Origin of the sequence: Xanthobacter agilis (assembly GCF_021730435.1) — a bacterium.
GTDB classification, from domain to species: Bacteria; Pseudomonadota; Alphaproteobacteria; order Rhizobiales; family Xanthobacteraceae; genus Xanthobacter; species Xanthobacter agilis.
In genome coordinates, this window is record NZ_JABWGX010000012.1 from 86,297 (window position 1) to 110,488 (window position 24,192).

The window sequence follows — 24,192 nt, forward strand, 5'->3', positions numbered from 1 at the left end:
CGCCCTGCCCGGCCGATCCATCCCTCGGGGCCGCGCCCCGCGGCATCCAAAGACGCCCGGGCGGCCCTGTCTCTTGCCTTCCGGCCGCGCGCACCGCGCCCCCCGCGGACGGGGACCCGCCTCAGCGCGTCAGGCCGGCGTCTACGCCACTTGCGCCATGGGGCGCGCGGCGCGCTCCGCCCTGACGATGGTGCCACCGCCCAGCAGGCGCGCAACGGAACCGGCGCTATCGTAGAGCACGCAAGCCTGTCCGGGCGCAACGCCTTCTTCGCCCGCGGCGAGATGCACCACCGGCGCCCCGTCCTCAAGCCCGAGATAGCCCGGCGCCGGCGGGCGGGTGGAACGCACCTTCGCCTGCACCTCGATCCCCTTGGCGCAGGCCTCCGCGAACGCCCCCTCGCCCAGCCAGTTCACGTCGCCCATGGTCACGGTGCGCACCATCAGGGCCTCCCGCGGTCCGACCCTCACCTCGCCCCGCGCGGCGTCGATGCCCACCACATAGAGCGGCTCGGGGCTGGCGATGCCGAGCCCCTTGCGCTGGCCGATGGTGTAATGCATCACCCCGCGATGGCGGCCGAGCAAGCGCCCGTCGAGATGCACGATGTCGCCCGGCTGCGCCGCCTCCGGGCGCAGTCGCGCCACCACCTCGGCATAATTGCCACCGGGCACGAAGCAAATGTCCTGACTGTCCGGCTTGTCCGCCACCGGCAGGCCGAACTGTGCAGCCAGCGCGCGCACGTCGCCCTTCCTCATGTCACCCAGGGGAAAGCGCAGGCGCTGAAGCTGCGCCGCCGTCGTCGCATAGAGGAAATAACTCTGGTCCCGTGCCTCCTCCGCCGCCCGGAAGAGGGCGCGGCGCCCGTCCGGCAGGCCACGGCTCGACACATAATGGCCGGTGGCGAGCACCTGCGCGCCCAGTTCCTCGGCGGTGGCGAGGAGATCGCGGAACTTGACCGTGCGGTTGCAATCGACGCACGGAATGGGCGTGACGCCCGAGGCGTAGCTCGCCGCGAATCGGTCGATCACCTCTTCGCGGAACCGACTTTCATAGTCGAGCACATAATGCGGGATGCCGAGGGTGCGGGCGACCTCGCTCGCGTCATAGATGTCCTGGCCGGCGCAGCAGGCGCCGCGGCGGTGGGCCGCCTCCCCGTGATCGTAGAGCTGGAGCGTGACCCCGATCACGTCGTACCCCGCCCGCGCCAGCAGCGCCGCCACCACCGACGAATCGACGCCACCCGACATGGCCACCACCACGCGGGTGGCGGCCGGATCGCCGGCGCTGTCGAGAAGGGTCGGATCGGTGCTCATGCTCAGGTCTTGGTGCCGCACGGGAGCGAGGGGCCACGGAATACGAGGCCTCCCGCAGGGGCCTCCAGCCAGATTGCAACTTGCTCGCACCTTTCTGGCCACCGGAGCAAGGCGAAAAAGTGGCCATCGCCGCTCTCGCGGCGCGGCCAGGCGGCCCAGCACGCCGCGCAGGACCGATGAAAGTCATTTCACGCCAGATAGATACAGGACACAACTACGCGCGGATCGGGACCTGCGCGGCGTGAACTTCCGCGCAGGTCGGTCATGCTTCGTGATCTGCGGGCGCCCGCGCCTCAGGCCCGCGCGGCGCGGCGCGGCGCGTCCTCATCGTCCATGGCACCCTCGAACACGGCCACCAAGGCCCGCCGGATCGCGGACTGGCGGGCCGCGCCCGTGATCTTCGCGCCCATGAGATCGGTCACATAGAACACGTCCACCGCCCGCTCGCCGAAGGTGGCCACATGGGCGGATGCGATGTTGAGGTTGAGCCGCGACAAGGTGTTGGTGAGTGCGAACAGGAGGCCGGGCCGGTCGAGGCCCGAGACCTCCACCACCGTGTGGCGGTTGGACCACGAATTGTTCACCGTCACCTCGGGCTCCAGCGAGAAGGTGCGGCGGCCCTTGGGCAGCTTCCGGGCCATCACCTCCGGCAGGCGCACCTCGCCCTTCAAGGCCTGCTCCACCGCCTCGCGGACACGGCCGGCGCGGCGCTCCTCGTCGTCGTCGCGCTCGAAGGCGCGGCGGATGGCGATGGTGTCGAGGGCAAGTCCGTCGGTGGTGGTGGAAATATGGGCGTCCATAATGTTGGCGCCCGCCGCCGCGCACGCCCCGGCGATGATGGACAGAAGCTTGGGATGGTCCGGCGCCAGCACGGTGAGCGCGGTCACGCCCCGGCCCGGCTCCATGGTGATCTGGGTGGCGATGCTCTCGCCGGCCGCCTCGGTGGCGTCGATGAAGCGGGCGTGGCGCAGCTTGGCCTCAAGATCCAGGCGCAGCCAATAGGAAGGATAGTGGCGGGCAAGGTAGGTCTCCACCTTCTCCGCCGGCCAATCGGTGAGGGCGTGGCGCAATTGGCCCTGGGCGGCGATGACGCGCTTGCCCCGGTCCACCTCCGAGAAGCCGCCGGTGAGCACCGGCTCGGTCTCGTAATAGAGGGTGCGCAGCAATTGCGCCTTCCAGCTGTTCCAGGTGCCCGGCCCCACCGCGCGGATATCGGCGGTGGTGATGATGGTGAGCAGCTTCAACCGCTCCAGGCTCTGCACCACGGCCGCGAAATTCTCGATGGTCTTGCGGTCCGATAGGTCGCGCGACTGGGCGACGGTGGACATCACCAGATGCTGTTCCACCAGCCAGGCCACGGTCTCGGTCTCCACCGGCGTCATGCCGAGCCGCGGGCACAGGCGGCGGGCGATGCGGGCACCGGCGGTGGAATGATCCTCGGGCCGGCCCTTGGCGATGTCGTGCAGCAGCATCGCCACATAGACCATGTTGCGATTCTTGACGCTGGCCATCAGCTCGTTGGCGAGCCCGTTCTCCGGATTGCTCTTGTGCTCGATCTCCGAAAGAATGCCGATGCAGCGCAGCAGATGCTCGTCCACCGTATAATGGTGGTACATGTTGAACTGCATCATGGCCACGATCTTCCCGAACTCGGGAAGGAAGCGGCCCAGCACGCCCGCCTCGTTCATGCGCCGCAGCACGGTCTCCGGCGCGTTCCTGGAGGCGAGCACCTCCAGGAACAGGCGGTTGGCTTCGAGACTGTCGCGCAGCTTGGCGTCGATGAGGGGGAGCGAGCGCGCCATCAACCGCATGGCATCGGGGTGCAGCGCCAGATTCCGCTTGTCCGCCACATGGAAGATGCGGATGAGATTGACCGGGTCGCGCTTGAACGCCTCGGCGTCGGCCACGTTGAGGCGGTCGTGGTCGAGGATGAAATCCGGGCTGTCCTTCAGCGGCGCCTTGCGGTGGTGGCCGGGACGCAGCCGCTCCACCATGCCCCGCAGGCCGGGCACCGGCTTGGCCTGGTGCTCCTCCAGGGCGGCGGACAGGATCGCGGTGAGGTCGCCCACGTCCTTCGCCACTAGGAAGTAATGCTTCATGAAGCGTTCCACGTCCTTCTGGCCGGGATGCTCCGTGTAGCCCAGGCGCTGGGCCATCTCCCGCTGCACGTCGAACGACAGGCGGTCCTCGGCCCGGCCGGTGAGGAAGTGGAGGTGGCAGCGCACCGACCACAGGAAATCCTCGCAGCGGGTGAACAGGCGCGCCTCCTCGCGGGTGAAGACGTCCTTGGCCACAAGCTGGCTGGTGGTCTGCACCCGGTAGACGTATTTGGCGATCCAGAACAGGGTGTGCAGGTCGCGCAGCCCGCCCTTGCTGTCCTTGACATTGGGCTCCACTAGGTAGCGCGACTGGCCGGCGCGGCGCAGCCGCTCCTCGCGCTCGGCCATCTTGGCGGCCACGAACTCGGCGGCGGTGCCCTCCACCACTTCCTTGTCGAAGCGCACTTCCAGGTCGTGGAACAGCGCCTTGTCGCCGGCCAGGAAGCGCGCTTCCAAGATCGAGGTGCGGATGGTGAAATCGGCCCGCGCCTGGCGCAGGCATTCGTCCACCGAGCGGGTGGCGTGTCCCACCTTCAGGCCCAGATCCCACAGGATATAGAGAATGGCCTCGGCCACGCTCTCGCCCCAGGCGGTCTGCTTGTAGGGCAGCACGAACAGGATGTCGGTGTCGGAGCCCGGCGCCAGCATGCCACGGCCGTAGCCGCCCACCGCCGAGATGGCCATGCGCTCGGAGCGGGAGGGATTGTCCGCCGGATAGAGGATGGTGGTCGCCACCTCGTAGGCGCTGGCGATCATGGCATCCTGGAACGCGGACAGGCGCATGGCGCAGCAGCGCCCGCAGCCGTCCTCCTTCAGCAGGCGCTCGGCCTCGGCCCGCGCCTGCTGCATGGCGCCCTTGAGATAGGCCACGACCGCGTTGCGCAGCTCCAGATCCTTGCCCTGATGCGCCTTGGCGATCTCTCGAACCTCGGTCCGGAGCCTTTGCCCCTCGAACGGTTCACCAATGGTGCGATGGGCTTTGGGGGTGCGGATGACGGGCATTTAATCGATCTGGATCTGGCATGGGGAAGCAAGACCTTATGAATAGCGCAAAGATCGCGCCCCGGCGAGGGTCGGCGCGCAAGCCCGCGCGCCGACCTTTCTCCGCCCCCCAGAACCCCGCCAAGATGGCGCCCCACGGGTCCAGGAGCCGGCAGGGGCGGCTCAGGACCGGTGGTCGTCGCGTCGGCGGGGGCGCGCCACGCCCCCGCGACCGAGGCCACGACCTGCCGTCAATGCGCCGTCTTGGCCGCGTCCGCGGCCTTGTTCTTCAGCTTCTTGATCTCGTCGCGGATCGGCTGGAACGGGCCGTATTTGTGCTGCGCGGCCGGCAGCGTGTCGGGGAAGGGACCATAGGCGGCATCGACCGGCTTTTCGGTCCGGTTCGGATAATCCGTCTCGATCCCTTCGCGCTGCGGCCGATCCAGGGATTCCACATAGGCGGTCACGTCCCAGGCCTCTTCCACGGTCAGGACCGGCGCATCGTGGCTGGTTCCGAACGGCATGTTGGCCCGCACGAAGCTGGCGGCGGTGATGAGCCGCGCCATGCCGGCGCCGTTGTTGAACGTGTCGGTGCCGCCCAGGGGCGGGAATTCATAGCCCTTGCCGTCGCCCGCGACCCCGACCCGCTTGCCGCGCCCCTCCGGGCCGTGGCAGGAGGCACAGTGTTCCTGGAACACGATCGCCCCCTTCTCGGGGCTCGCCGGCCGCGACAGCTCGGCCATCTTGGGGGTGCCGCGACCCGGCGTCGGCTTGCCCACCGGCCGGTTCGAGGACAGGAATTTGATGTAGGTGACGAACGCCACCATGGGCTCTGAATCCCACGGCAGCGGCTTGCCGTCCATGCTGCGCGTCATGCAGCCGTTGACCCGGTCCTCGATGGTGGCCACCCGCCCCTCACGCCCGCGATATTGGGGAAAGTCGCCAAAGACGCCGACGAACGGCAAGCCGAACTCCTTGGTGCCCGCGTCAAGATGGCAGCTCTGGCAGGCCAGGTTGTTGCCCGCGAAGCGCATCGCCGGATCCTCAACCTCCGGTCCCAGATGGGCGAAGGTCCGTTGGGTCAGCTCGCGCCCCCTGCGCACCATGCGGCCGAAGGCATTGTCGGGCAGCCCATCCACATCGGGAACGGTCCAGCCCCCCGCCTCCGCCGGCTGCGCGGCACCGGTCGGCGCCTTCGCTACGTCCTTGGCGGGCTCCTTGGCACCATCCTTGGCGACCCCGGCGGGCGCCGCCGCCACAGTCCGGACCGACATGGCGGTCGCGGCCGACGCGGCGGCGGCCTGTTTCTGGGGCACGGTCGCGGGAACCTGTCGCGCGCTGTCGTTATAGGCAAAATAACCGATGGCAACCAAGAACGTCGCCACATAGCCGCCGATAAGAGGATAGTCCACTTGTCCCTCCGGTTTGCTTTTTCGATCTTGGAAGATGCCAAAAACAGCCTTCGCCACGCCGAAAATACAAGACCATACAAATGTTATACTGACATGAAATCTCGACAGCTTTTGCCCGCCCCACACCGCGAACGCGGGCAAAAAATGCCTTCGGACCTTTGAATGGCGAACCTTAAGTGAACCTTAAGGAAGGGCGGGAGCGCGAGCGGAAAGCCCGATGCGCCGCTTAACCGCCCCTTCACCCCCGCCCCGGCAGACTTCGCCCCGAGCGGGCGATACGGAAAGATGCGAGGGGAGACCGCGCAACTGCCGTTTTCGCCCCAATTGAGTGCTGGAAGGGGACAGGTAGAACACGGCGGAGCGACAGGACGGCCGATGGCGACGCGAGGGTACAGCGAGGGCGGGCCGCGCGAGCCGGCTATGGAACGCGCGGACACGGGCTTCGAGATCCGCCTCTCGCCCGAAGACCGCCCCCTCGCCGCGCCCAAGGCGCCACGGGGCAAGGCGCGGTCGGTCCGAAACGACCCGCCGCCGGTGGACCGCTTCGACCGCGTGCCGCCGCTGAGCACCGGTCGCGCCGGCGCCAAGGTCAGCGGCGGCGACGCCGCCCGGAACGCTCCTCCAGCGGGCGAAGTGGACGACACGGGACCGGGGGCACCGCCCCCGAGAGCCGCCGCGCGAGGCGGCGCGCCCCACATCTTGGCGCCGGAACCTGAGGCGCGCCGTGGCACAGGAGATCGCGAGCTGAGCGGGCAGGACAAGAGGCGCGGCAGGACCAAGCCAGAAAAGCCGGCCCCCGAGCGCGGCCGATCCGGCCGGCGGCGGCGCTCGTTCGTCTGGACCCTCGTGAAATGGGGCTTCATCCTCGCGGTGTGGGGCGTGATCGCCATCATCGGCGTCATCGCCTATGAGGCGTCCAAGCTGCCGCCCATGCAGACGCTGATGATCCCCAAGCGCCCGCCCACGGTCACCATCCTTGCCGCCGACGGCAAGACGCTGGCGGTGCGCGGCGACATGGGGGGCGTCGCGGTCCCCATCGCGGAACTGCCGGCCTACCTGCCCAAGGCCTTCGTCGCCATCGAGGACCAGCGCTTCTACAGCCATTTCGGGCTTGACCCGGAAGGCCTGCTGCGGGCGCTGGTGACCAACCTCACCTCGCGGCGCCTGCGGCAGGGCGGCTCGACGCTGACCCAGCAGCTCGCCAAGAACCTGTTCCTGACCCAGGAGCGCACCGCCTCCCGCAAGATCCAGGAACTGGTGCTGGCGCTGTGGCTGGAGACCAAGTTCACCAAGGACCAGATTCTCGACCTGTACCTCAACCGGGTCTATTTCGGGTCCGGCGCCTATGGGGTGGAGGCGGCGGCCCAGCGCTATTTCGGCAAATCCGCGCGGCAGGTGACGCTGGCGGAGGCGGCCATGCTGGCGGGCCTTGTGAACTCGCCCTCGCGCCTTGCCCCCACGCGCAACCTGAAGGGCGCCCAGGCCCGCGCCGCCCTGGTGCTCGCCGCCATGCGGCAGCAAGGCATGATCTCGCCCGAGCTGGCTGCCGGGGCGCAAGCCAAGCCGGCCCAGGTGGCTCGCGCCAAGACCCCCGATTCCATGGGCTATGTGGCCGATTGGGTGATGGAGCAGCTTGATTCCTACGTCGGCGAATTGTCCGGCGACGTCACCGTGCGCACCACCATCGATCCCAATCTCCAGCAGACGGCGGAGAAGGCGCTGGAGGAGACCCTCGCCAAGTCCGGCGCCAAATACGGCGTGGGACAGGGCGCCGTGGTCTCGCTGGACACGGACGGCGCGGTGAAGGCGCTGGTGGGTGGGCGCTCCTATCAGGAAAGCCAGTACAATCGGGCGGTGACGGCGCGCCGGCAGCCCGGTTCGGCCTTCAAGCCGTTCGTCTATCTCACCGCCCTGGAAGCCGGCCTGACCCCGGACACTGTGCGCGAGGACGCCCCGATCCAGCTCAAGGGCTGGAAGCCGGAGAACGCCAGCCACGAATATCGCGGCCCGGTGACGCTCACCACCGCCCTGGCCCTGTCGCTGAACACGGTGTCGGTGCGCCTCGCCCTGGAGATGGGGCCGAAGGCGGTGGTGGCGACCGCCCACCGGCTCGGCATCGCCTCCCCGCTCGATCCCAACCCCTCCATCGCGCTCGGCACCTCGGAAGTGTCGGTGCTGGAGCTCGCCAGCGCCTATGTGCCGTTCGCCAATGGCGGCATCGGCATCATCCCCTATGTCATCGACACGGTGAAGGATGCCGATGGCAAGGTGCTGTTCCAGCGCGCCGGCTCCGGCCCCGGTCGCGTCATGGACCCCGCCTATGCGGCCGAGATGAACCAGATGCTGACCCAGACGCTGGTGATCGGCACCGCCCGGCGGGCCGACCTGCCCGGCTGGGAGGCGGCCGGCAAGACCGGCACCTCGCAGGATTACCGCGACGCCTGGTTCGTGGGCTACACGGCCCGGTTCGTCACCGCCGTGTGGCTCGGCAACGACGATTCCTCACCCACGAAGAAGGCCTCCGGCGCCAACCTGCCGGTAGAGATCTGGAGCCGCTACATGAAGGTGGCGCACCAGGGCGTTCCCGTGGCCGAGCTGCCCGGCGGCACCCGGACCGCCGGCTTCGGCGGCTTCGGCTATGGCGCTCCGGGCGGCACCCTCGCGCCCGAGAACCTGCCCGACGACCGCCCGCCGGCGATGGCGGGCCAACCCGGCCTGCCCCCAAGCTCCGTGGGCGAGCCCCAGGGCGGCGAGCCGCCCATGACCCTGGAGCGCTGGTTCGCCGAGACCTTCCTCGGCCAGGGCCGGCGCTGAGGCCACGCCAGCCGGCGGCGGGAGCGGAAGCGCCCGGTGGAGCACATGGCGCGCCATCCGAGTCGCCCGAGCGGCGCTCAACCTGGGCGATTCCCCCGCCACCCGCTTCGTGGCGCCCGCGGCCGCACCCCGCCGCGCACGGAGCCGGTCCCGCCGGATCGGCCCGCAAGGGCGCATGTTCAGAGGCATTCGGCCGGAACTCCGCACCCCGCGCCCGCCGTTTACGGGCGCCGACCTTGACGGCGGGCCGCCGCCCCCTTATACGAGCCGCTTCCCGATCCGGCGGGTGAGTGCCGTGGGGTGCCACTCTGATAATCAGAGGCAAGCCGCCCCATCTGGCGTTCCCTGCGCCCAGATAAGACGAAGAAGGACTTTTGCCATGTCCCGGCGGTGTGATCTGACCGGTAAGGCGGTGCTGACCGGCCACCTTGTGAGCCATTCGAACCGCAAGACCAAGCGCCGGTTCCTGCCGAACCTGTGCAACGTGACGCTCCAGAGCGAGATTCTCAACCGCTCCGTGCGCCTGCGCATCTCGGCCAATGCGCTGAAGAGCGTGGATCATCGCGGCGGCCTCGACGCCTTCCTCAAGAAGGCGCACGATGAAGAGCTGTCGCCCCGCGCGCTTGAGCTGAAGCGCCTCGTCGTGAAGGCCATGAACGCTCCGGAAGCGGCTCCCGCCGCCTGATGCGTCCATCTCCACGTCTTGAGTGGTCCGAACCGCGGGCGTTCACGCTCGCGGTTTTTGCCATGTGCGCGGCGGTTCTTGCGGCCAACATCCTGGTGCAGATCCCGTTCACGCCCTTTGGCCTTGAGGACTACCTCACCTACGGCGCCTTCACCTATCCGTTCACCTTCCTGGTGAACGACCTCACCAACCGGCGGCTGGGGCTCGTGCGCACCCGGCAGGTGATCTATGTGGGGTTCGGCCTGGCGCTGGCCCTGTCGGCGCTCCTGGCGTCGCCGCGCATCGCGCTCGCCTCGGGCACCGCCTTCATCGTCGCGCAGCTGCTGGACGCCACGGTGTTCAGCGCGCTGCGCCAGAAGGCCTGGTGGATGCCGCCGGCGCTGTCGGGAGGCCTCTCATCGGCCCTCGACACCTGGGTGTTCTTCACCCTCGCCTTCTCCGGCACCGATCTGCCGTGGACCAATTGGGCGGTGGCGGACTATCTGGTGAAAATGGCCATGGTGGCTCTGTTCCTCGCGCCCTATCGCTATCTCATCGGCCGCATGTCCGCCTGGACCCCGCCGACCGACGACACGACCACCTCCCCCGCGGAGGCCTGAGCGTCACGCGGGCGCCACCGGCGCCCGCCGCCTCTCCCGGAACCGGGCTCACAGGAATTCCGACACCACCTGCGCCAGCCGCTCCAGGTCCTCGGGCCGGGACAGGCGGTGATCGCCGTCCTTGACCAGCGAGAACACTACGTCATCCTCCGCCAGGCAGGTCACGAGGCGCATGGCGTGCGCCCACGGCACGTCCTCGTCCTGCGCGCCTTGCAGGATCCGCACCGGGCACCCGACCGTGAACGGCGCCCCCAGGATGAGATGCGCGCGCCCGTCCTCGATAAGGGCGCGGGTAATCACATAGGGCGCGTCGCCATAGGGCGTCGGCTTCAGGAAACGCCCGGTGACGGTGATCTCGCTCTGCACCTCCGCCGGGAAGCGCGCCCACATCAGCGCCTCGGTGAAATCCGGTGCCGGCGCGACCAGCACCAGGGCCTTCAGCCGCGTCTCGCCCCGCGCCGCCAGCGTCCGCGCCAGCAACAGGGCGAGCCATCCGCCCATGGACGAGCCGACCACCACCTGCTCCCCCTCGGTCGCCTGCGCGAACACCGCCAGCGCCTCTTCGAGCCAGCGGGAGATGGTGCCCTCCTCAAACGCGCCGCCGGAGGCGCCATGGCCGGAATAATCGAAGCGCACGAACGCGTTGCCGCGCGCGGCGGCGAGCACGGCAAGGCGCTCCGCCTTGGTGCCCGTCATGTCCGACTTGAAGCCGCCCAGCCAGAATATGCCGGGCGTGCCGCCCGCCAGCGCGCGCACCGCGATGCCGCGGCCCTCCACGTCGAGGCGATAGGCGGTTTCGGTGGCGCTCATGGCATCCGCTCTCCCGATCGGTCAGGAAAAATGCGCGAAATAGCGCGTGATGATCTCGCCATAGATGGTCGAAAGATCCTGAAGGTCGCGCACCGAGGTCGCCTCGTCCACCTTGTGCATGGTCTGGCCGACGAGGCCGAACTCCACCACCGGGCACAGGTCCTTGATGAAACGCGCGTCGGAGGTGCCACCGGAGGTGGAGGCCTCCGGCCGCCGCCCGGTCACCGCCTCCACCGCCCCGGCGACCAAGTCCACGAACGGCCCCGGCGCGGTGATGAAGCTCTCGCTCGCGCCGGGCGGAAAGGTGAGGTCATAGGGTTCGCCGGCCGCATCCAGCCGACGGCGGATGTCCGCCTTCAGGCTGGCGAGGGAGAAGTGGTCGTTGAAGCGCACATTGAAACGCCCCGTGGCCTCCGCCGGAATGACATTGAAGGCGGTATTGCCCACGTCCACCGACACCAGTTCGAGATTCGACGGCGGGAAGAATGCGGACCCCGCGTCGAGCGGCGCGGCGATCAGGCCCGACAGCAGGCGCACGAGCCGCGGCACCGGATTGTCGGCGAGGTGGGGATAGGCCACATGCCCCTGCACCCCCTGCACGCGGACCACGCCGGAAAGGCTGCCGCGCCGACCGATCTTGAAGACCTCCCCCAGCACCGCCGGATTGGTGGGCTCGCCGAGCACGCAATGGTCGAGGGTCTCGCCCTTGGCCTTCAACCATTCCACCACCTTCACCGTGCCGTCGAGGGCCGGCCCCTCCTCGTCACCGGTGATGAGGAAGGAGAGCGAACCCTTCCGGGGCTGCCCGTGGCGCAAGGCGGCGGCGAGGAAGGCGGCCACCGCGCCCTTCATGTCCACCGCGCCACGGCCGAACAGGCGACCGCCCGCGATCTCGCCCGAGAAGGGCCCATGGCTCCAGCGGGCGGCGTCGCCCACGGGCACCACGTCCACATGGCCGGCGAAGCACAGGTTGGGACCATCGGTGCCGATGCGCGCATAGAGATTGACCACCGGCACGCCGCCGGTGTCGAATGTGAGCCGTTCCACCCGATAGCCCGCATCCGCCAAAAGATCGGCCACGATGTCGAGGGCCGCCTGTGCCTGCGGGGTCACCGAAGGGGCGCGGATGAGCGCGGTGGCGAGCGCCACCGGGTCCAGCGCCTCGGCGGACGTCGCAACGGGCTTGACGGGATCGGTCGAGGTCATCAAGGACACCTTCTCAGGGACGAGGACAGCGAGATCCTCCGGCGGCTCCCGAATTAGCGGGAACAGCCGCGGTGATGCCAGCGATTTCATCGCGCGGCCCCACGGAGGCCGGAAACGCGGGTTGGGTGAGGGACGATCTCCCGCATCCCGCGCCCGGCACACCGCGCGGTCCGCCGAAACCCGGCCAATTGCGGCGTGGCGCCGGCCGCCGCCTTGAGTCTGCCGCGTTCTCGCGACAGGAACGCGCTGCCGGAGGTGAGGAATGCGTTTGCCGAAAAAGCTGCTGGTCGCCGCCCTTGTGCTGTGGGCGGGCATGCTCGGAATGGACTTCGACGCCGGGGGGCAGCCCTCGCCCGCCGCCGCCCAGACTGCCGTGCAGCCCACTGCCACGGGCACCGAGGCGAAAAAGCCGGAAGGCCAGAAGCCGGACGCGCAGCCCGAGGCCGGCAAAGCGGCGGAAGCCGCAGCGCCGGCCGCGCCGCCCCCACCGCCAAAGGCATTGCCGCCCGACCCGCTGGTCACCGCCGCGCGCGAGAAGATCGAAGCCAATCGCGCGGCCCTCGACGCCCTGGAGGCGGGATTGTCGGTGGAGGGCCTGCGCGCCAGCGATCTCGACGACCTGCGCGGGCGCCTCGACCCCATCCGGCGCGATCTTCAGCAACTGGCGGACGATATCGGCCCCCGCCTCGCCGACGCGCGGGTGCGGCTGAAGTCCATCCCACCCAAGCCGGGCGAGGGCGCGCCGCCCGAAGATCCTGGCGTGACCGCCGACCGCGATCGGCTGCAGAAGACCACCGGCGACCTCGATGCCGTGCTGGGGCCCATCCGCACCCTCGCCGACCGCGGCGCCCAGGCCACCGACCGCATCAGCGCGCGGCGGCGCGCCCTGTTCACGAGCCAGCTCTTCGAGCGCAGCGATTCCATCCTGGACCCCGGCCTGTGGGCGGCCGCCATCGCCGCCACCGGCTCCGAGGTGCATTCCACCCAGCTGCTCATCAGCGACTGGAGCACCTATGCCGCCCGCCGCCATGAGCCGCTGGCCCTCACCGGCATCCTGGTAGGCACCTTCCTGGTGGTTGCGCTGGTGGTGTTCGTGGGGCGCTGGCTGCGCGCGCGCCTGCGCACCCCACGGCCACCCGGTGGGGAAACCTTCACCCGGCTGCGCTCCGCCCGCGAAGCGCTCAAGGTATTGGTGCTCGAAGCCACCGTGGCGCCTGTCGCCACCGTCCTGTGCGTCAGCATCATCGATGCGTTCGAGATCATCCCGCCACGGGCGGACGATCTTGTTCACGGCATCGCCATCGCGATCATCATCAAGGCCATCGGCACCGGCGCGGCGCGGGCCATGCTGGCCCCCGGCGAACCCTGGCGGCGCATGCCGCCCATCTCCGACCGCGCCGCCGTGATCACCTTCCGCTATTTCTCCTGGGCGGTGTGGGCCCTGGTGGTGGCGGCCGTGCTCAATGCGCTGCACCGGGTGCTGTTCGTGCCGGTGGGCCTCACCGTCGTGACGAGCGCCATCATGGCGCTGCTGATCGCCGCCTTCATCGCCCGCTTCCTGCTCCATCTCGCGAGCTCCGAGGAAGACGAGGAGGCTGCCGCCCAGAACGCCCCCCAAGCTGCGGAGACGGGCCGCGCCCAGGCTCATCCCATCGAGGGACGCCTCTGGGTGCGGTTCCTGGTGTGGCTGGTGGTGGCGCTGGTCATCGGCGCCCTCGTCACCGGCTATGTGAGCTTTGCCGCCTTCGTGGCGAGCCGCGTGGTGGTGGCGAGCGCCATCCTGGGCATCCTCTACGTGCTCTACGGCCTGATCGACGCATTCTTCAGCACCGGGCTCGCCGCCGACACGCCCCGCGCGCGGCACCTCTCCAAGACGCTCGGCCTCAAGCCCGCCAACCTGGAGTTGATCGGCGTCATCGTCGCCGGGCTGCTGAAGCTGCTGCTGTTCATGGTCGCCGCCTTCCTCATCGTGGGAAGCTGGGGCGCCTCGTCCACCGATCTCATGGATACGATGGAGCGGCTGTCCTTCGGCATCCATGTGGGCAGCATCACCATCTCACTGTCGAGCGTGCTCTACGCGGCGATCTATCTTCTGGTGGGCATCGTCATCGCGCGCGGCCTGCAAGGCTGGATCTCCGCCTCCCTGCTGCCGCGCACGGGACTGGAGCCGTCGCTGCAATCGTCCATCTCCACCATCGTGGGCTATGTGGGCGTCATCATCGCCATCATGGGGTCCATGAGCGAGCTGGGGCTCAATCTGGAGAACATCGCCCTGGTGGCCGGCGCGCTCTCGGTCGGTATCGGCTTCGGCCTCCAGGCCATCGTGTCCAACTTCGTGTCGGGACTGATCCTCCTGGCGGAGCGGCCGATCCGGGTGGGCGACACCATCAATGTGAAGGGCGAGGAAGGCTATGTGCGGCGGATCTCGGTGCGCTCCACCGAGATCGAGACCTTCGACCGGGCCTCGGTGATCGTGCCGAACACCGACCTCATCACCGGCATGGTGAAGAACTGGACCCACGCCAACACCACCGGGCGCATCATCATCACGCTCAACGTCGCCTATGACGCGGACGCGGAGCAGGTGCGCGATATCCTGGTGTCCTGTGCCTGCACCCATCCCCAGGTGCTGCAGTCGCCGCCGCCGCGGGTGTTCCTCACCAAGTTCCTGGACTCCGGCATGGTGTTCGAGCTCCGGTGCGTGGTGGCGAATGTGGATTATTCGCTGACGGTGAAGAGCGACCTGCACTTCCAGATCCTGGCGAAGTTCCGCGCGGCCGAGATCGGGCTGGTGTCCCAGCCCTGGGCCTCCCTGGGCCGCGCGCCGACCGCCCTGGTACCGCAGCAGCCATCCGCCGGCGGCGCCCTGCCCGACGGCGCCTGAGGCCGGCTCTCCCAAGGGGATTAACGCCCCCTATACCGGCCCGAGCGCACAAGCACCCGGGCCGGTCCGGCGCCCCGCGACATGGGGCGTCGCGTCCGTGCTGCCATTCGCCGTGTCACCAGGAGCCGCCATGCGCGCCCTCAACTCCGCTCCGTCGCCGTTTCGCGGGAGCTGCCGCCGCGCCGGAATCGGCCTCGCCGTCGCCTTGATGCTCGCGGGTTGCGGCACCACCGATACCATCACCGAGCAGCCGGCCTTCTACACCAACCTCGCCAAGACCGGGAAACCGGTGGATGCGGAAGCCGCCGCCTCCATGATCTCCGATTACCGCACCGCCCGCGGCCTCTCTCCGGTGACCATCGACCCGGTGCTCAGCCAGGTCGCCCAGGGCCAGGCCAACGCCATGGCGCGCGCCGACACGCTCTCCCACGAGGTGGGTGGACGCTCCTTCGTGCAGCGCATGAAGGCGTCGGGCTATGACGCCAAGCAGGCGGTCGAGAATGTGGGGGCGGGCTACCACACGCTTGCGGAAGCCTTCTCCGGCTGGCGCGATTCTCCCCCGCACAACAAGAACATGCTGACGCCGGGCGTGACCCGCATGGGCATCGCCACGGCCAATGCCCCCAATTCCAAATACAAGGTCTATTGGGCCCTGGTGCTCGCCCAGCCCGATTAAAGCGCCGTTGCGGCAACGCGGCAGGGCATTTTGCGTCGCGGCAAACCAATCGTGGACCTTGTGCCGGCAAGCCGCTAGCGTGCCCGCCCGTTTCGACGGGCAAGGCATGGATTGCGACGGATGCTGCCGGATATTCACGATTACGACGAACTGATCCGCGCCTTTCGCTGGGCGCTGCCCGGCAGCTACAACATGGCCGCCCACGCCTGCGACCAATGGGCGGCACGGGAACCGGGCCGCCCCGCCCTCTTCCTGCCCGTCGGCGACGGTTTTGCGCCCTTTTCCTATGGGGCGCTGTCCGCGCTCTCCAACCGGCTTGCCCATGCGCTGGCCGCCAAGGGGGTGACGGCGGGTGACCGGGTGGCCATCCTGCTGCCCCAGTCGGTGGAAGTGCTGGCCAGCCATTTCGCCGTCTACAAGCTCGGCGCCGTCGCGGTGCCGCTCGCGGGGGCGTTCGGGGTGGAGGCGATCGCCTACCGGTTGGAGGATTCCGGCGCGCGGGCCCTCATCACCGACGACGCCGGCCTCGCCAAGGTGGCGCACCGCCCGGAAGCCCTCGACCTGGTGGTGAACGTGGACGGCGCGCGCGACCGCGCCTTCGCCTTCACCGACCTCGTTGCCCGGGGCGCCGACCGCCCCACCGGCCTTGCCACCGGTCCCGACACGCCGGCACTGATGATCTACACCTCGGGCACCACCGGCCAGCCCAAGGGCGCCCTGCACGGCCACCGGGTGCTGAAGCCCCATGTCAGCGGCGTGCGCTTCACCCACGATTTCCTGCCCCACGCCGGGGACCGCATGTGGACTCCGTCCGACTGGGCCTGGGCCGGGGGCCTGCTCAATACGGTATTGCCCGCGCTGGCGCTCGGGGTGCCGGTGGTGGTGCAGCCGCGTGGCAGGTTCGATCCGGAGGCCGCCTTCGCCCTCATGGCGCGGGCCGGGGTGCGCAACGCCTTCATTCCCCCCACCGCGCTCAAGATGATGCGCGCCGTGCCCACCCCCAAAGCACGCCACGGCTTCGATCTGCGCACGGTGGGCTCGGCCGGCGAGGCGCTGGGGGCGGAAACCTTCGCCTGGAGCCGGGAGGCGCTGGGGGTACAGGTGAACGAGTTCTACGGGCAGACCGAGTGCAATTATGTGATCGGCTCCAATGCGGCGCTCGGAGTGTCGCGCGCGGGCGCCACCGGCAGGGCCATCCCCGGCCACGAGGTCTGCGTGCTGACCGAGGCCGGCACCCCCGCCGCGATCGGCGAGATGGGGCAAATCGCCGTGCGCACCGGCGATCCGGTGATGTTCCTGTCCTATTGGAACCGGCCGGAGGCCACGGCGGAAAAAGTGCGCGACGGCTGGTTCCTCACCGGCGACCTCGCCCGCCGGGACGCGGACGGTTATTTCCACTTCCTGGGCCGCGACGACGACATCATCACCTCCGCCGGCTACCGCATCGGCCCGGCGGAGATCGAGGACGTGCTGCTGCGGCATCCGGCGGTGGCGCTGGCGGCGGCGGTGGGCAAGCCCGATCCGCTGCGCACCGAGATCGTCAAGGCGGTGCTGGTGCTGGCGCCGGGCCACAGCCCCTCGGACGCCCTCGTCGCCGACATCCAGGATTTCGTACGCACCCGGCTCGCGGCCTATGAATATCCGCGCGAGATCGTGTTCGCGGACGAGCTGCCCCTCACCACCACCGGCAAGGTCATCCGCCGCGCCCTGAGAGGCTGAACGGGGCCGCCCCGCGCCTATTCCCGGAACTGCCGGGCAAGGTCATCGGCCGCGCGCACCAGCAGCATCACGTCGATGCCCACCGCCGTGAACACCGCCCCCGCCGCCATGTAGCGGCGCGCGAGCACGGGGTCGTTGGCGAGGATGCCGGGCCGGTTGCCGGCGGCAAGGATGCGGCGCATGCCGTCCTCCACCGCCGCCACCACGTCGGGATGTCGGGTCTGGTTCAGCAGGCCCATGGAGGCGGACAGGTCGCCGGGGCCGATGAAGACCCCGTCCACCCCGTCCACGGCGGCGATTTCTTCCACCTTCTCCAAGGCCTCCACCGTCTCCACCTGCACCAGCACGCACATTTCCTCCTCGTGCCGGGTGAAATAGTCGCTCATGCGGCCAAAGGCGGTGGCCCGCACATTGCTGGCAAAACCGCGGATGCCATGGGGCGGGTAGCGCGTGGCCGCCACCGCCGCCCGTGCTTCCTCGGCGCTCTGCACCATGGGCACGAGGATGGTGTCGGCGCCCACGTCGAGCACGCGCTTGATGATGACGGGATCGTTCCACGGCACCCGTACCACCGGATGGGCGGTGCCGCGCGCCATGGCCTGGAGCTGGGCCATCATGTCGGGCACGTCGCTGGGCGCATGCTCACCGTCGATCAACAGCCAGTCGAAGCCGGAGGCTGCTACCGCCTCGGCGGTCAGGGCGCTCGGAATGGAGCACCACAGGCCGATCTGCTGGCGCCCCGCATGCAGCGCGCGCTTGAAGGGGTTTTCGGGACGGCGCATGGGCGTCTCCATCCGGGTTCACGGGTCCGGCGCGGCCGGCTCCGCGCCGTCTCCTCATAACACCATCGCTCCGGCGGCGCAGGCCGGTCAGTCCCGCGATCCGAACAGCTTCATCTGCTGCGCGCGCACCGGGGCGAACGATTGCCGGTGGTGCCGGCACGGGCCGTGGGCGCGCAGGGCGGCCGCATGGAGCGCCGTGCCATAGCCCATGTGCCGCTCGAAGCCATAGACCGGGAAGGCGGCGCCGAGCTGCACCATCAGCCGGTCGCGCACCACCTTGGCGACGATGGAGGCGGCGGCGATGGAGGCGACCAGACCATCGCCGCCGACGATGGCCTCCACCGCGCACGCCGCCTCGGGCGGGTCGTTGCCGTCCACCAGCAGCATGGCGGGCGGCCGGGGCAGGCCCGCCACCGCCTGAGCCAGCGCCCACAAGGTCGCCTGGCGGATGTTGTCGCGATCGATGCGCGCGGGCGGGGCGAGGCTCACCGCCACCTCGGCGGTGGCGCAGATCTCGGCATAGAGCGCCTCGCGCCGCTTGGCCGTGAGCTTCTTCGAATCATTGAGGCCGGCGGGCACATGGGCCGGATCGAGCACCACCGCGGCGGCCACCACCGGCCCGGCCAGCGGGCCGCGCCCCACCTCGTCCGCGCCGGCCACCGGGAGGATGCCGCGCGCCATGAGCGCCCGCTCGCGGCTGAAATCGAGGGCCCCGAAGCCGTCTGCTGCAGCGGCCCGCAGCCCATTTACGTCCGCCGATCCGGCGGTCTGCCGCCCCCTGGCCATGCCTGTCTCCTCCGCGCCCAGCGTCCGCGCCACGCCGCCGCGCCGCCGCGCCGCCGCGCCGCAGGGTGGTGGGCGCGCGGCGCGCGGTGTAACACAGATGGCGACGAGACGCCCGGCAGGAGAGCGGCTCCCCCGCAGCGACACACCATCAGGCGAGACGCCGAATGGTCGATGCGACGCGGATGCCCGTCCACGCCCGGGAGCGGCGGATGACAGCGCCCGCACCCGGGGGCGATCCGGAACAAGGCGCAGGAGGCAGGCCGATGCGTTGGGAGGACTATCGTTCCAGCGACAATGTGGAGGACCGGCGCGGCGCCGGCGGCGGCTTCCAGATGCCTGGCGGACGCGGCGGGCTCGGGATCGGCACCCTCATCATCGTCGGCCTGATCGGCTGGGCCCTGGGCATCAACCCGGCGGTGCTCATCGGCGGGCTCGAAGCCATCAACGGCACCGGCGGCGGCCCGCAGCAGCAATATGCCCCGCAGCGGCAGGGCGGGCCGCAGAGCGCCAGCCAGGGCGCGCCGAGGGACCAGCTCGGCCGCTTCGCCGCCGCCGTGCTGGCCCAGACCGAGGACGTGTGGACCGACATTTTCCGCACCGACGGCAAGACCTATCAGGACCCCAAGCTGGTGCTGTTCTCCGGCGCCACCCGCTCCGCCTGCGGCGGGGCGCAATCGGCCATGGGGCCGTTCTATTGTCCGCTCGACCAGAAGGTGTATCTTGACCTCACCTTCTTCCAGGAGATGAAGCAGCGCTTCAACGCGCCCGGGGATTTCGCGGCCGCCTATGTGATCGCCCATGAGGTGGGCCACCATGTGCAGAACCTCATCGGCATCCTGCCGAAGGTGCAGCAGGCCCAGGCGCGGGCCAGCTCGCGGGCGGAGGCCAACGCCCTGTCGGTCCGGGTGGAGCTGATGGCCGACTGCCTCGCCGGGGTGTGGGCTTACCATGCCAACGCCCGCTACCGGATCCTGGAGGAAGGCGACGTGCAGGAGGCGCTCAACGCCGCCAGTTCCATCGGCGACGACACCCTGCAGAAGCGGTCCCAGGGCTATGCGGTGCCCGACAGCTTCACCCACGGCACCTCGCGCCAGCGCGTGGGCTGGTTCACACGGGGGCTCAAGAGCGGCTCCATGCAGCAGTGCAATACGCTCCAGGGGCCGATCTGAGACGCGCCCGGATACAATTAGAAGAATACAATAATAACCATTGCACCTGGATACGGCCCCGCCCATGCTGCCTCCGCGCTCTGGTTGAAGAAGCCGCGCGCCGAGGAACGCGCCAGGGAAAACGCCATGGACCAGCCGCGGATCGCCGATGAGGTGTATAATCAACCTCCGCCATTCGGCGACGTGAACCTCGCCACCCTCGACACGGCGCTGATGGAAAGCCATGCGGCGGCCGGCCATGCCGAGGCGGTCTGCGCAAGCGGCGCCGAATGGGGCAGCATCGACCGGTTGGCGTTGGGGCGCCTGGCCAATGAGAACCCGCCGGTGCTGCACAGCCACGACCCGCAGGGCCGGCGCTGCGACATGGTGGAGTTCCATCCCGCCTATCACACGCTGATGGCGGCGAGCGCCGCTGGCGGGCTCCACTGCTCCGGATGGGACGTGACGCATCGCCCCCAGCACGGTCGCCGCGCGGCGCTTCTCTACCTCGTCGCCCAGGTCGAGGCGGGCCATGTGTGCCCCTTGACCATGACCCACGCCGCGCCCGCGGCGCTGGCGGCGAACCCCCAATTGCTGCGCACCTTCCTGCCGCGCATCCGCTCGCGCCAGTACGACGGGCGCTTCCTGCCGTTCTGGGAAAAGGCCGGCGTCACCATCGGCATGGGCATGACCGAGAAGCAGGGCGGCAGCGACGTGCGCGCCAATGCCACCCGCGCCGTCCGCATCCAAGCGGATGAATACGAGATCGCCGGCCATAAATGGTTCTTCTCCGCGCCCATGAGCGATGCCTTCCTGGTGCTGGCCCAGGCGCCGGCCGGGCTCACCTGTTTCCTGATGCCGCGGTTCCGGCCGGAGGGGACGCTGAACGGGCTGAAACTGATCCGGCTGAAGCCCAAGCTCGGCAACCGCTCCAACGCCTCGTCCGAGGTGGAGTTCGAAAGCGCCTTCGCCTGGCGCGTGGGCGAGGAAGGGCGCGGCGTGCGCACCATCCTGCAGATGGTCCAGTTGACGCGGCTCGACTGCGCGGTCTCCTCCGCCGGCCTGATGCGCATGGCCCTCACCCTGGCGCTGCACCACACCCGCCACCGCCGGGCCTTCCAGAAGAGGCTCGTGGACCAACCGGCCATGGCCCTGGTGCTGGCCGATCTGGCGCTGGAGGTGGAGGCCTCCACCGCGCTCGCCCTGCGCCTTGCGTCACGCTTCGAGGAGGCCGGCCCCCTCGGCAAGGAGGCCGCGCACGCCCGACTGCTCACCCCGGCGGTCAAGTTCGCCTTATGCAAGGCCGCCCCCGCCTTCATCTTCGAGGCCATGGAGGCCCTGGGTGGCAACGGCTATGTGGAAGAGGGCATCATGCCGCGCCTCTACCGGGAAGCGCCGGTCAACGCCATCTGGGAGGGCTCGGGCAACGTGGTCGCCCTCGACCTGCTGCGCGGCGCAGGCCATGAGCCCGACGCGGTGCACACCCTCATCGCCGATCTGAAGGCCGACGCAGCCGGCCTGCCCGGTGTCGTGGCGGCCGCCGACGAGCTCAGCCGACTCATCGGCGCAGACACCCGGCCCGAGACCCATGCGCGGCGCGCGGCGCAGGCCCTCGCCACCCTCGCGGCGACAGCAGCACTTGCCAGGACCGCGCCGCCGGCCATTGCCGAAGCCTTCGCCGCCACCCGTCTCGCCCAGCCCCGCGGCCTCTACGGCACCAACGACGTCTACAACGTGCGGGACCTGCTGATTTCGCGGGCCCTTGCCGCCTGACGTGTGCGCGGATGCCCACCGCGCGCCGTCCCCCATCCGGCTCGTGCGGAGATGCCCTTGCCGCCGCCGTGGCGGCGTGCGATGACATCCCGATGCGGCTGGGATCAGGTGACGTAGGGTCCGATGGGCATGTCCCCGGGCTCCTGCGGGGCGGGACCATTGAAACCTCCGCCCGCGTTCGCTATAGGGGCCGTCAACTATCCTAAGGCCGTCCGGCCGCACTTCGGCCGTGGCCGTCTGCGGCACGCCGCCCGCACCCGGCGGGTGCGGCGGGGAACGGCCAGCACACGAGAGGCGTCAGTCCATGTCTTCCACGTTCGACACGGTGGCCAACATCATCGCGGAAACGTGCGATATCCCGCGGGACACCATCACGCCGGACAGCCACTCCATCGACGATCTGGGGATCGACAGCCTCGACTTCCTCGATATCGCCTTCGCCATCGACAAGGCGTTCGGCATCAAGCTGCCGCTCGAGCAGTGGACCCAGGAAGTGAACGACGGCAAGGCCACGACCGAGCAGTATTTCGTGCTCAAGAATCTGTGCGCGCGCATCGACGAGTTGGTCGCTGCCAAAGCCGCGTGAGACCGGACGGAGCTGATGCGTCCTGAAGTCTTCAAGATGATCGACCGGGTCGTCTCCATCGACCCCTCGCTCAATAAAATCCACTGCCAGGGTCTGGTGCCGCAGGAGAGCTCCATCTTCGAGGGGCATTTCCCGGGCCATCCCATCATGCCCGGCGTGCTCCTCATCGAGGCGATGGCGCAATCCACCGGATGGCTCATCCTGGCGCGCAACCGCTTCGAGAAGATGCCCTTCCTCGCCACCGTGAAGGAGGGCAAGCTGCGCACCTTCGTGGTTCCAGGCCAGAATCTCGATTTGTATTCCGAGATCCTGCATGAGGGTTCCGGATTTGTCGTGGCCCGCACCCAGGGTTCGATCGACGGCAAGCTGATCTGCTCCGCCGAACTCACCTTCCGCGTGCTGCCGTGGCCGGAAGGCAAGATGAAGGCGGTAGTTATGAAGGTGGCCGAGCACGTGTCCTTTCCCCTGACGGAATTTGTCGATGCCTGATACACGCGCCGCACGGCGTGAGGTCTGGATCACGGGCATCGGCCTCGTGTCCTCCCTGGGTGAGGGCCTTGAGGCCCATTGGGAAGCTCTGACCAACGGTCAGGCTCCCATCACCGACGCGACGACCTTCGCGCCCTACGTGGTGCATCCCCTGGTCAAGGTGAGCTTCGATTCGCAGATCCCCAAGAAGGGCGATCAGCGGCAGATGGAGCCCTGGCAGCGCATCGGCACCTATGCGGCCGGCCTCGCGCTCGAAGCGGCTGGCATCGCCAAGAACACCGAAATCCTGTCCAAGACCGACATGATCGTGGCGGCCGGCGGCGGCGAACGCGATTTCGCCGTGGATGCCGCGATCCTCAACGATCTGTCCACCTCCAACGATCCCGGCCGCATGCTCAACGAGCGCCTGCTGTCGGACCTGCGGCCCACGCTGTCGCTGGCGCAGCTCTCCAACCTGCTGGCCGGCAACATCTCCATCGTGCACGGGGTCACGGGCTCGTCCCGCACCTTCATGGGCGAGGAAAGCGCGGGGGTGGAGGCGGTGCGCATCGCCCATGCCCGCATCGCCTCGAACCAGAGCGAGATCGGCCTCGTGGGCGGCGCCTACAATGCCGAGCGCGAAGACACGCTGCTCCTCAATGACCTGGACGATTTCTGCCTGAAGGGCGAATTCCGCCCGGTCTTCTCCAAGCCCGAGCCCGGCATCGCCGCCGGCTCCATGGGCGCCTTCCTGGTGCTCGAATCGCCCGAGCACGCCAAGGCACGCGGCGCGACCCCCATCGCCAAGCTGTCCGGCGTCTGGTCGGAACGGGCGCGGCGCCAGGTGGAAGGGGCGCTGGGCGACAAGGTGCGCGCGCTGCTCGCGACCGTCGGCGCCGACGGGGCGAACGCCATCATCTCCTGCGCCACCGGCGCACGGGATGCCACGACCCCCGAGGCGGAGGCCCTCGCCGCCACCGGACGACCGGTGCGCGCGGTGTCGAACCGCCTGGGCCACGGCTTCGAGGCCCAGTTCATCGCCGGGCTCGCCCTCGGCGCGCTGTGCGTGTCGAAGGGGGCGCTTTATCCGGCCCTGGCGGGTGATCCGCTGGAGACGGCGGGCGCGGGGGTCTCTCGCGTGGTGGTCACCTCGGTGGGCCACTGGCGCGGCGAGGGCGCCGGCGTGGTGGAAAAGATCTGAGCACGCCCGGCCCCGGCCGGGCCATCACGCCAAACACGCCCGGTCCGGTCGAGGCCCTTCGCTCGCCCACCGGGCGCTTTCGCGTTTCAACGCCCCGGTGGAGATGCGGCTCCACGGCGGGCGAAGCTTCATTGGCCGTGCATTTACCTTGTGCGCGGCTTCGGCGTATTTTCCGGCGACATCGGCCGCCGGCCGCGTGCCGGATATGCGGGTCGCGCCGGGCCGAACACGCCATCCACGGGCGCCTCGGGG

General features: G+C 69.4%; 18 protein-coding genes. 11 read left to right on the forward strand and 7 right to left on the reverse strand.

Annotation, left to right across the window (positions count from 1 at the left end; genetic code table 11):
• Positions 1-141 precede the first annotated feature (141 nt).
• The 3 genes from mnmA to HUW53_RS10650 all read right to left on the reverse strand — a co-directional run bounded on the left by mnmA (position 142) and on the right by HUW53_RS10650 (position 5,803).
• Positions 142-1,311 carry a tRNA 2-thiouridine(34) synthase MnmA gene (gene mnmA, locus HUW53_RS10640; protein WP_237345736.1) on the reverse strand — a complete coding sequence of 390 codons (1,170 nt, stop codon included), beginning with the start codon at positions 1,309-1,311 and terminating at the stop codon, positions 142-144.
• A 293-nt stretch (positions 1,312-1,604) separates the two neighbouring features.
• Entirely contained in the window at positions 1,605-4,412 is a 2,808-nt protein-coding gene (locus HUW53_RS10645) for a [protein-PII] uridylyltransferase (RefSeq protein ID WP_237345737.1), read from the reverse strand.
• A gap of 230 nt (positions 4,413-4,642) precedes the next feature.
• Positions 4,643-5,803 (reverse strand): c-type cytochrome, encoded by a 1,161-nt coding sequence (locus HUW53_RS10650; RefSeq protein WP_237345738.1) that lies wholly within the window; start codon positions 5,801-5,803, stop codon positions 4,643-4,645.
• Between the two features lie 375 nt (positions 5,804-6,178).
• On the opposite strand from HUW53_RS10650, the gene HUW53_RS10655 reads away from it, so the two are divergent.
• From HUW53_RS10655 to HUW53_RS10665, 3 genes are all read left to right on the forward strand, one after another.
• On the forward strand, positions 6,179-8,617 hold the full coding sequence (locus HUW53_RS10655; RefSeq protein ID WP_237345739.1) for a transglycosylase domain-containing protein: 2,439 nt from the start codon (positions 6,179-6,181) through the stop codon (positions 8,615-8,617).
• A 379-nt stretch (positions 8,618-8,996) separates the two neighbouring features.
• The gene (gene rpmB / locus HUW53_RS10660) at positions 8,997-9,302 is read left to right on the forward strand and encodes a 50S ribosomal protein L28 (RefSeq protein ID WP_237345740.1); all 306 of its coding nucleotides are present in this window, start codon (positions 8,997-8,999) and stop codon (positions 9,300-9,302) included.
• A gap of 62 nt (positions 9,303-9,364) precedes the next feature.
• Entirely contained in the window at positions 9,365-9,901 is a 537-nt protein-coding gene (locus HUW53_RS10665) for a queuosine precursor transporter (protein ID WP_237345741.1), read from the forward strand.
• Between the two features lie 48 nt (positions 9,902-9,949).
• Here the strand turns inward: HUW53_RS10665 and HUW53_RS10670 are convergent, their stop codons facing one another.
• Complete coding sequence (locus tag HUW53_RS10670) at positions 9,950-10,711, reverse strand: alpha/beta hydrolase (protein WP_237345742.1); 762 nt, start codon at positions 10,709-10,711, stop codon at positions 9,950-9,952.
• Positions 10,712-10,732: 21 nt separating this feature from the next.
• Positions 10,733-11,917, reverse strand: a complete 1,185-nt coding sequence (gene dapE / locus HUW53_RS10675; RefSeq protein ID WP_237345743.1) for a succinyl-diaminopimelate desuccinylase — start codon at positions 11,915-11,917, stop codon at positions 10,733-10,735.
• 262 nt (positions 11,918-12,179) lie between these two features.
• Between dapE and HUW53_RS10680 the strand changes: the two genes are divergently transcribed.
• The 3 genes from HUW53_RS10680 (at position 12,180) to HUW53_RS10690 (ending at position 17,196) form a co-directional block, all read left to right on the forward strand.
• Complete coding sequence (locus HUW53_RS10680; RefSeq protein WP_237345744.1) at positions 12,180-14,801, forward strand: DUF3772 domain-containing protein; 2,622 nt, start codon at positions 12,180-12,182, stop codon at positions 14,799-14,801.
• 130 nt (positions 14,802-14,931) lie between these two features.
• The gene (locus HUW53_RS10685; protein WP_307500524.1) at positions 14,932-15,477 is read left to right on the forward strand and encodes a CAP domain-containing protein; all 546 of its coding nucleotides are present in this window, start codon (positions 14,932-14,934) and stop codon (positions 15,475-15,477) included.
• 120 nt (positions 15,478-15,597) lie between these two features.
• Positions 15,598-17,196 carry an AMP-binding protein gene (locus HUW53_RS10690; RefSeq protein WP_237345745.1) on the forward strand — a complete coding sequence of 533 codons (1,599 nt, stop codon included), beginning with the start codon at positions 15,598-15,600 and terminating at the stop codon, positions 17,194-17,196.
• 17 nt (positions 17,197-17,213) lie between these two features.
• On the opposite strand, the gene HUW53_RS10695 is transcribed toward HUW53_RS10690, so the two are convergent.
• Complete coding sequence (locus tag HUW53_RS10695; RefSeq protein ID WP_237345746.1) at positions 17,214-17,978, reverse strand: aldolase/citrate lyase family protein; 765 nt, start codon at positions 17,976-17,978, stop codon at positions 17,214-17,216.
• Positions 17,979-18,065: 87 nt separating this feature from the next.
• Positions 18,066-18,659, reverse strand: coding sequence for a ribonuclease HII (locus HUW53_RS10700; RefSeq protein WP_370877834.1), 594 nt, complete (start codon positions 18,657-18,659; stop codon positions 18,066-18,068).
• Positions 18,660-19,027: 368 nt separating this feature from the next.
• Here HUW53_RS10700 and ypfJ point away from each other — a divergent pair, with 368 nt between their 5' ends.
• The 5 genes from ypfJ (at position 19,028) to HUW53_RS10725 (ending at position 23,940) form a co-directional block, all read left to right on the forward strand.
• Entirely contained in the window at positions 19,028-19,933 is a 906-nt protein-coding gene (gene ypfJ / locus HUW53_RS10705) for a KPN_02809 family neutral zinc metallopeptidase (protein WP_237345748.1), read from the forward strand.
• A 126-nt stretch (positions 19,934-20,059) separates the two neighbouring features.
• On the forward strand, positions 20,060-21,685 hold the full coding sequence (locus tag HUW53_RS10710; protein ID WP_237345749.1) for an acyl-CoA dehydrogenase family protein: 1,626 nt from the start codon (positions 20,060-20,062) through the stop codon (positions 21,683-21,685).
• A gap of 304 nt (positions 21,686-21,989) precedes the next feature.
• Positions 21,990-22,271 (forward strand): acyl carrier protein, encoded by a 282-nt coding sequence (locus HUW53_RS10715; protein WP_237345750.1) that lies wholly within the window; start codon positions 21,990-21,992, stop codon positions 22,269-22,271.
• A gap of 15 nt (positions 22,272-22,286) precedes the next feature.
• The gene (locus tag HUW53_RS10720) at positions 22,287-22,760 is read left to right on the forward strand and encodes a 3-hydroxyacyl-ACP dehydratase FabZ family protein (RefSeq protein ID WP_237345751.1); all 474 of its coding nucleotides are present in this window, start codon (positions 22,287-22,289) and stop codon (positions 22,758-22,760) included.
• A complete protein-coding gene (locus tag HUW53_RS10725) occupies positions 22,753-23,940 on the forward strand; it encodes a beta-ketoacyl-ACP synthase (RefSeq protein WP_237345752.1) in 1,188 nt (395 codons plus the stop codon). Before HUW53_RS10720 ends, HUW53_RS10725 begins: the two co-directional genes overlap by 8 nt.
• Positions 23,941-24,192: the final 252 nt, after the last annotated feature.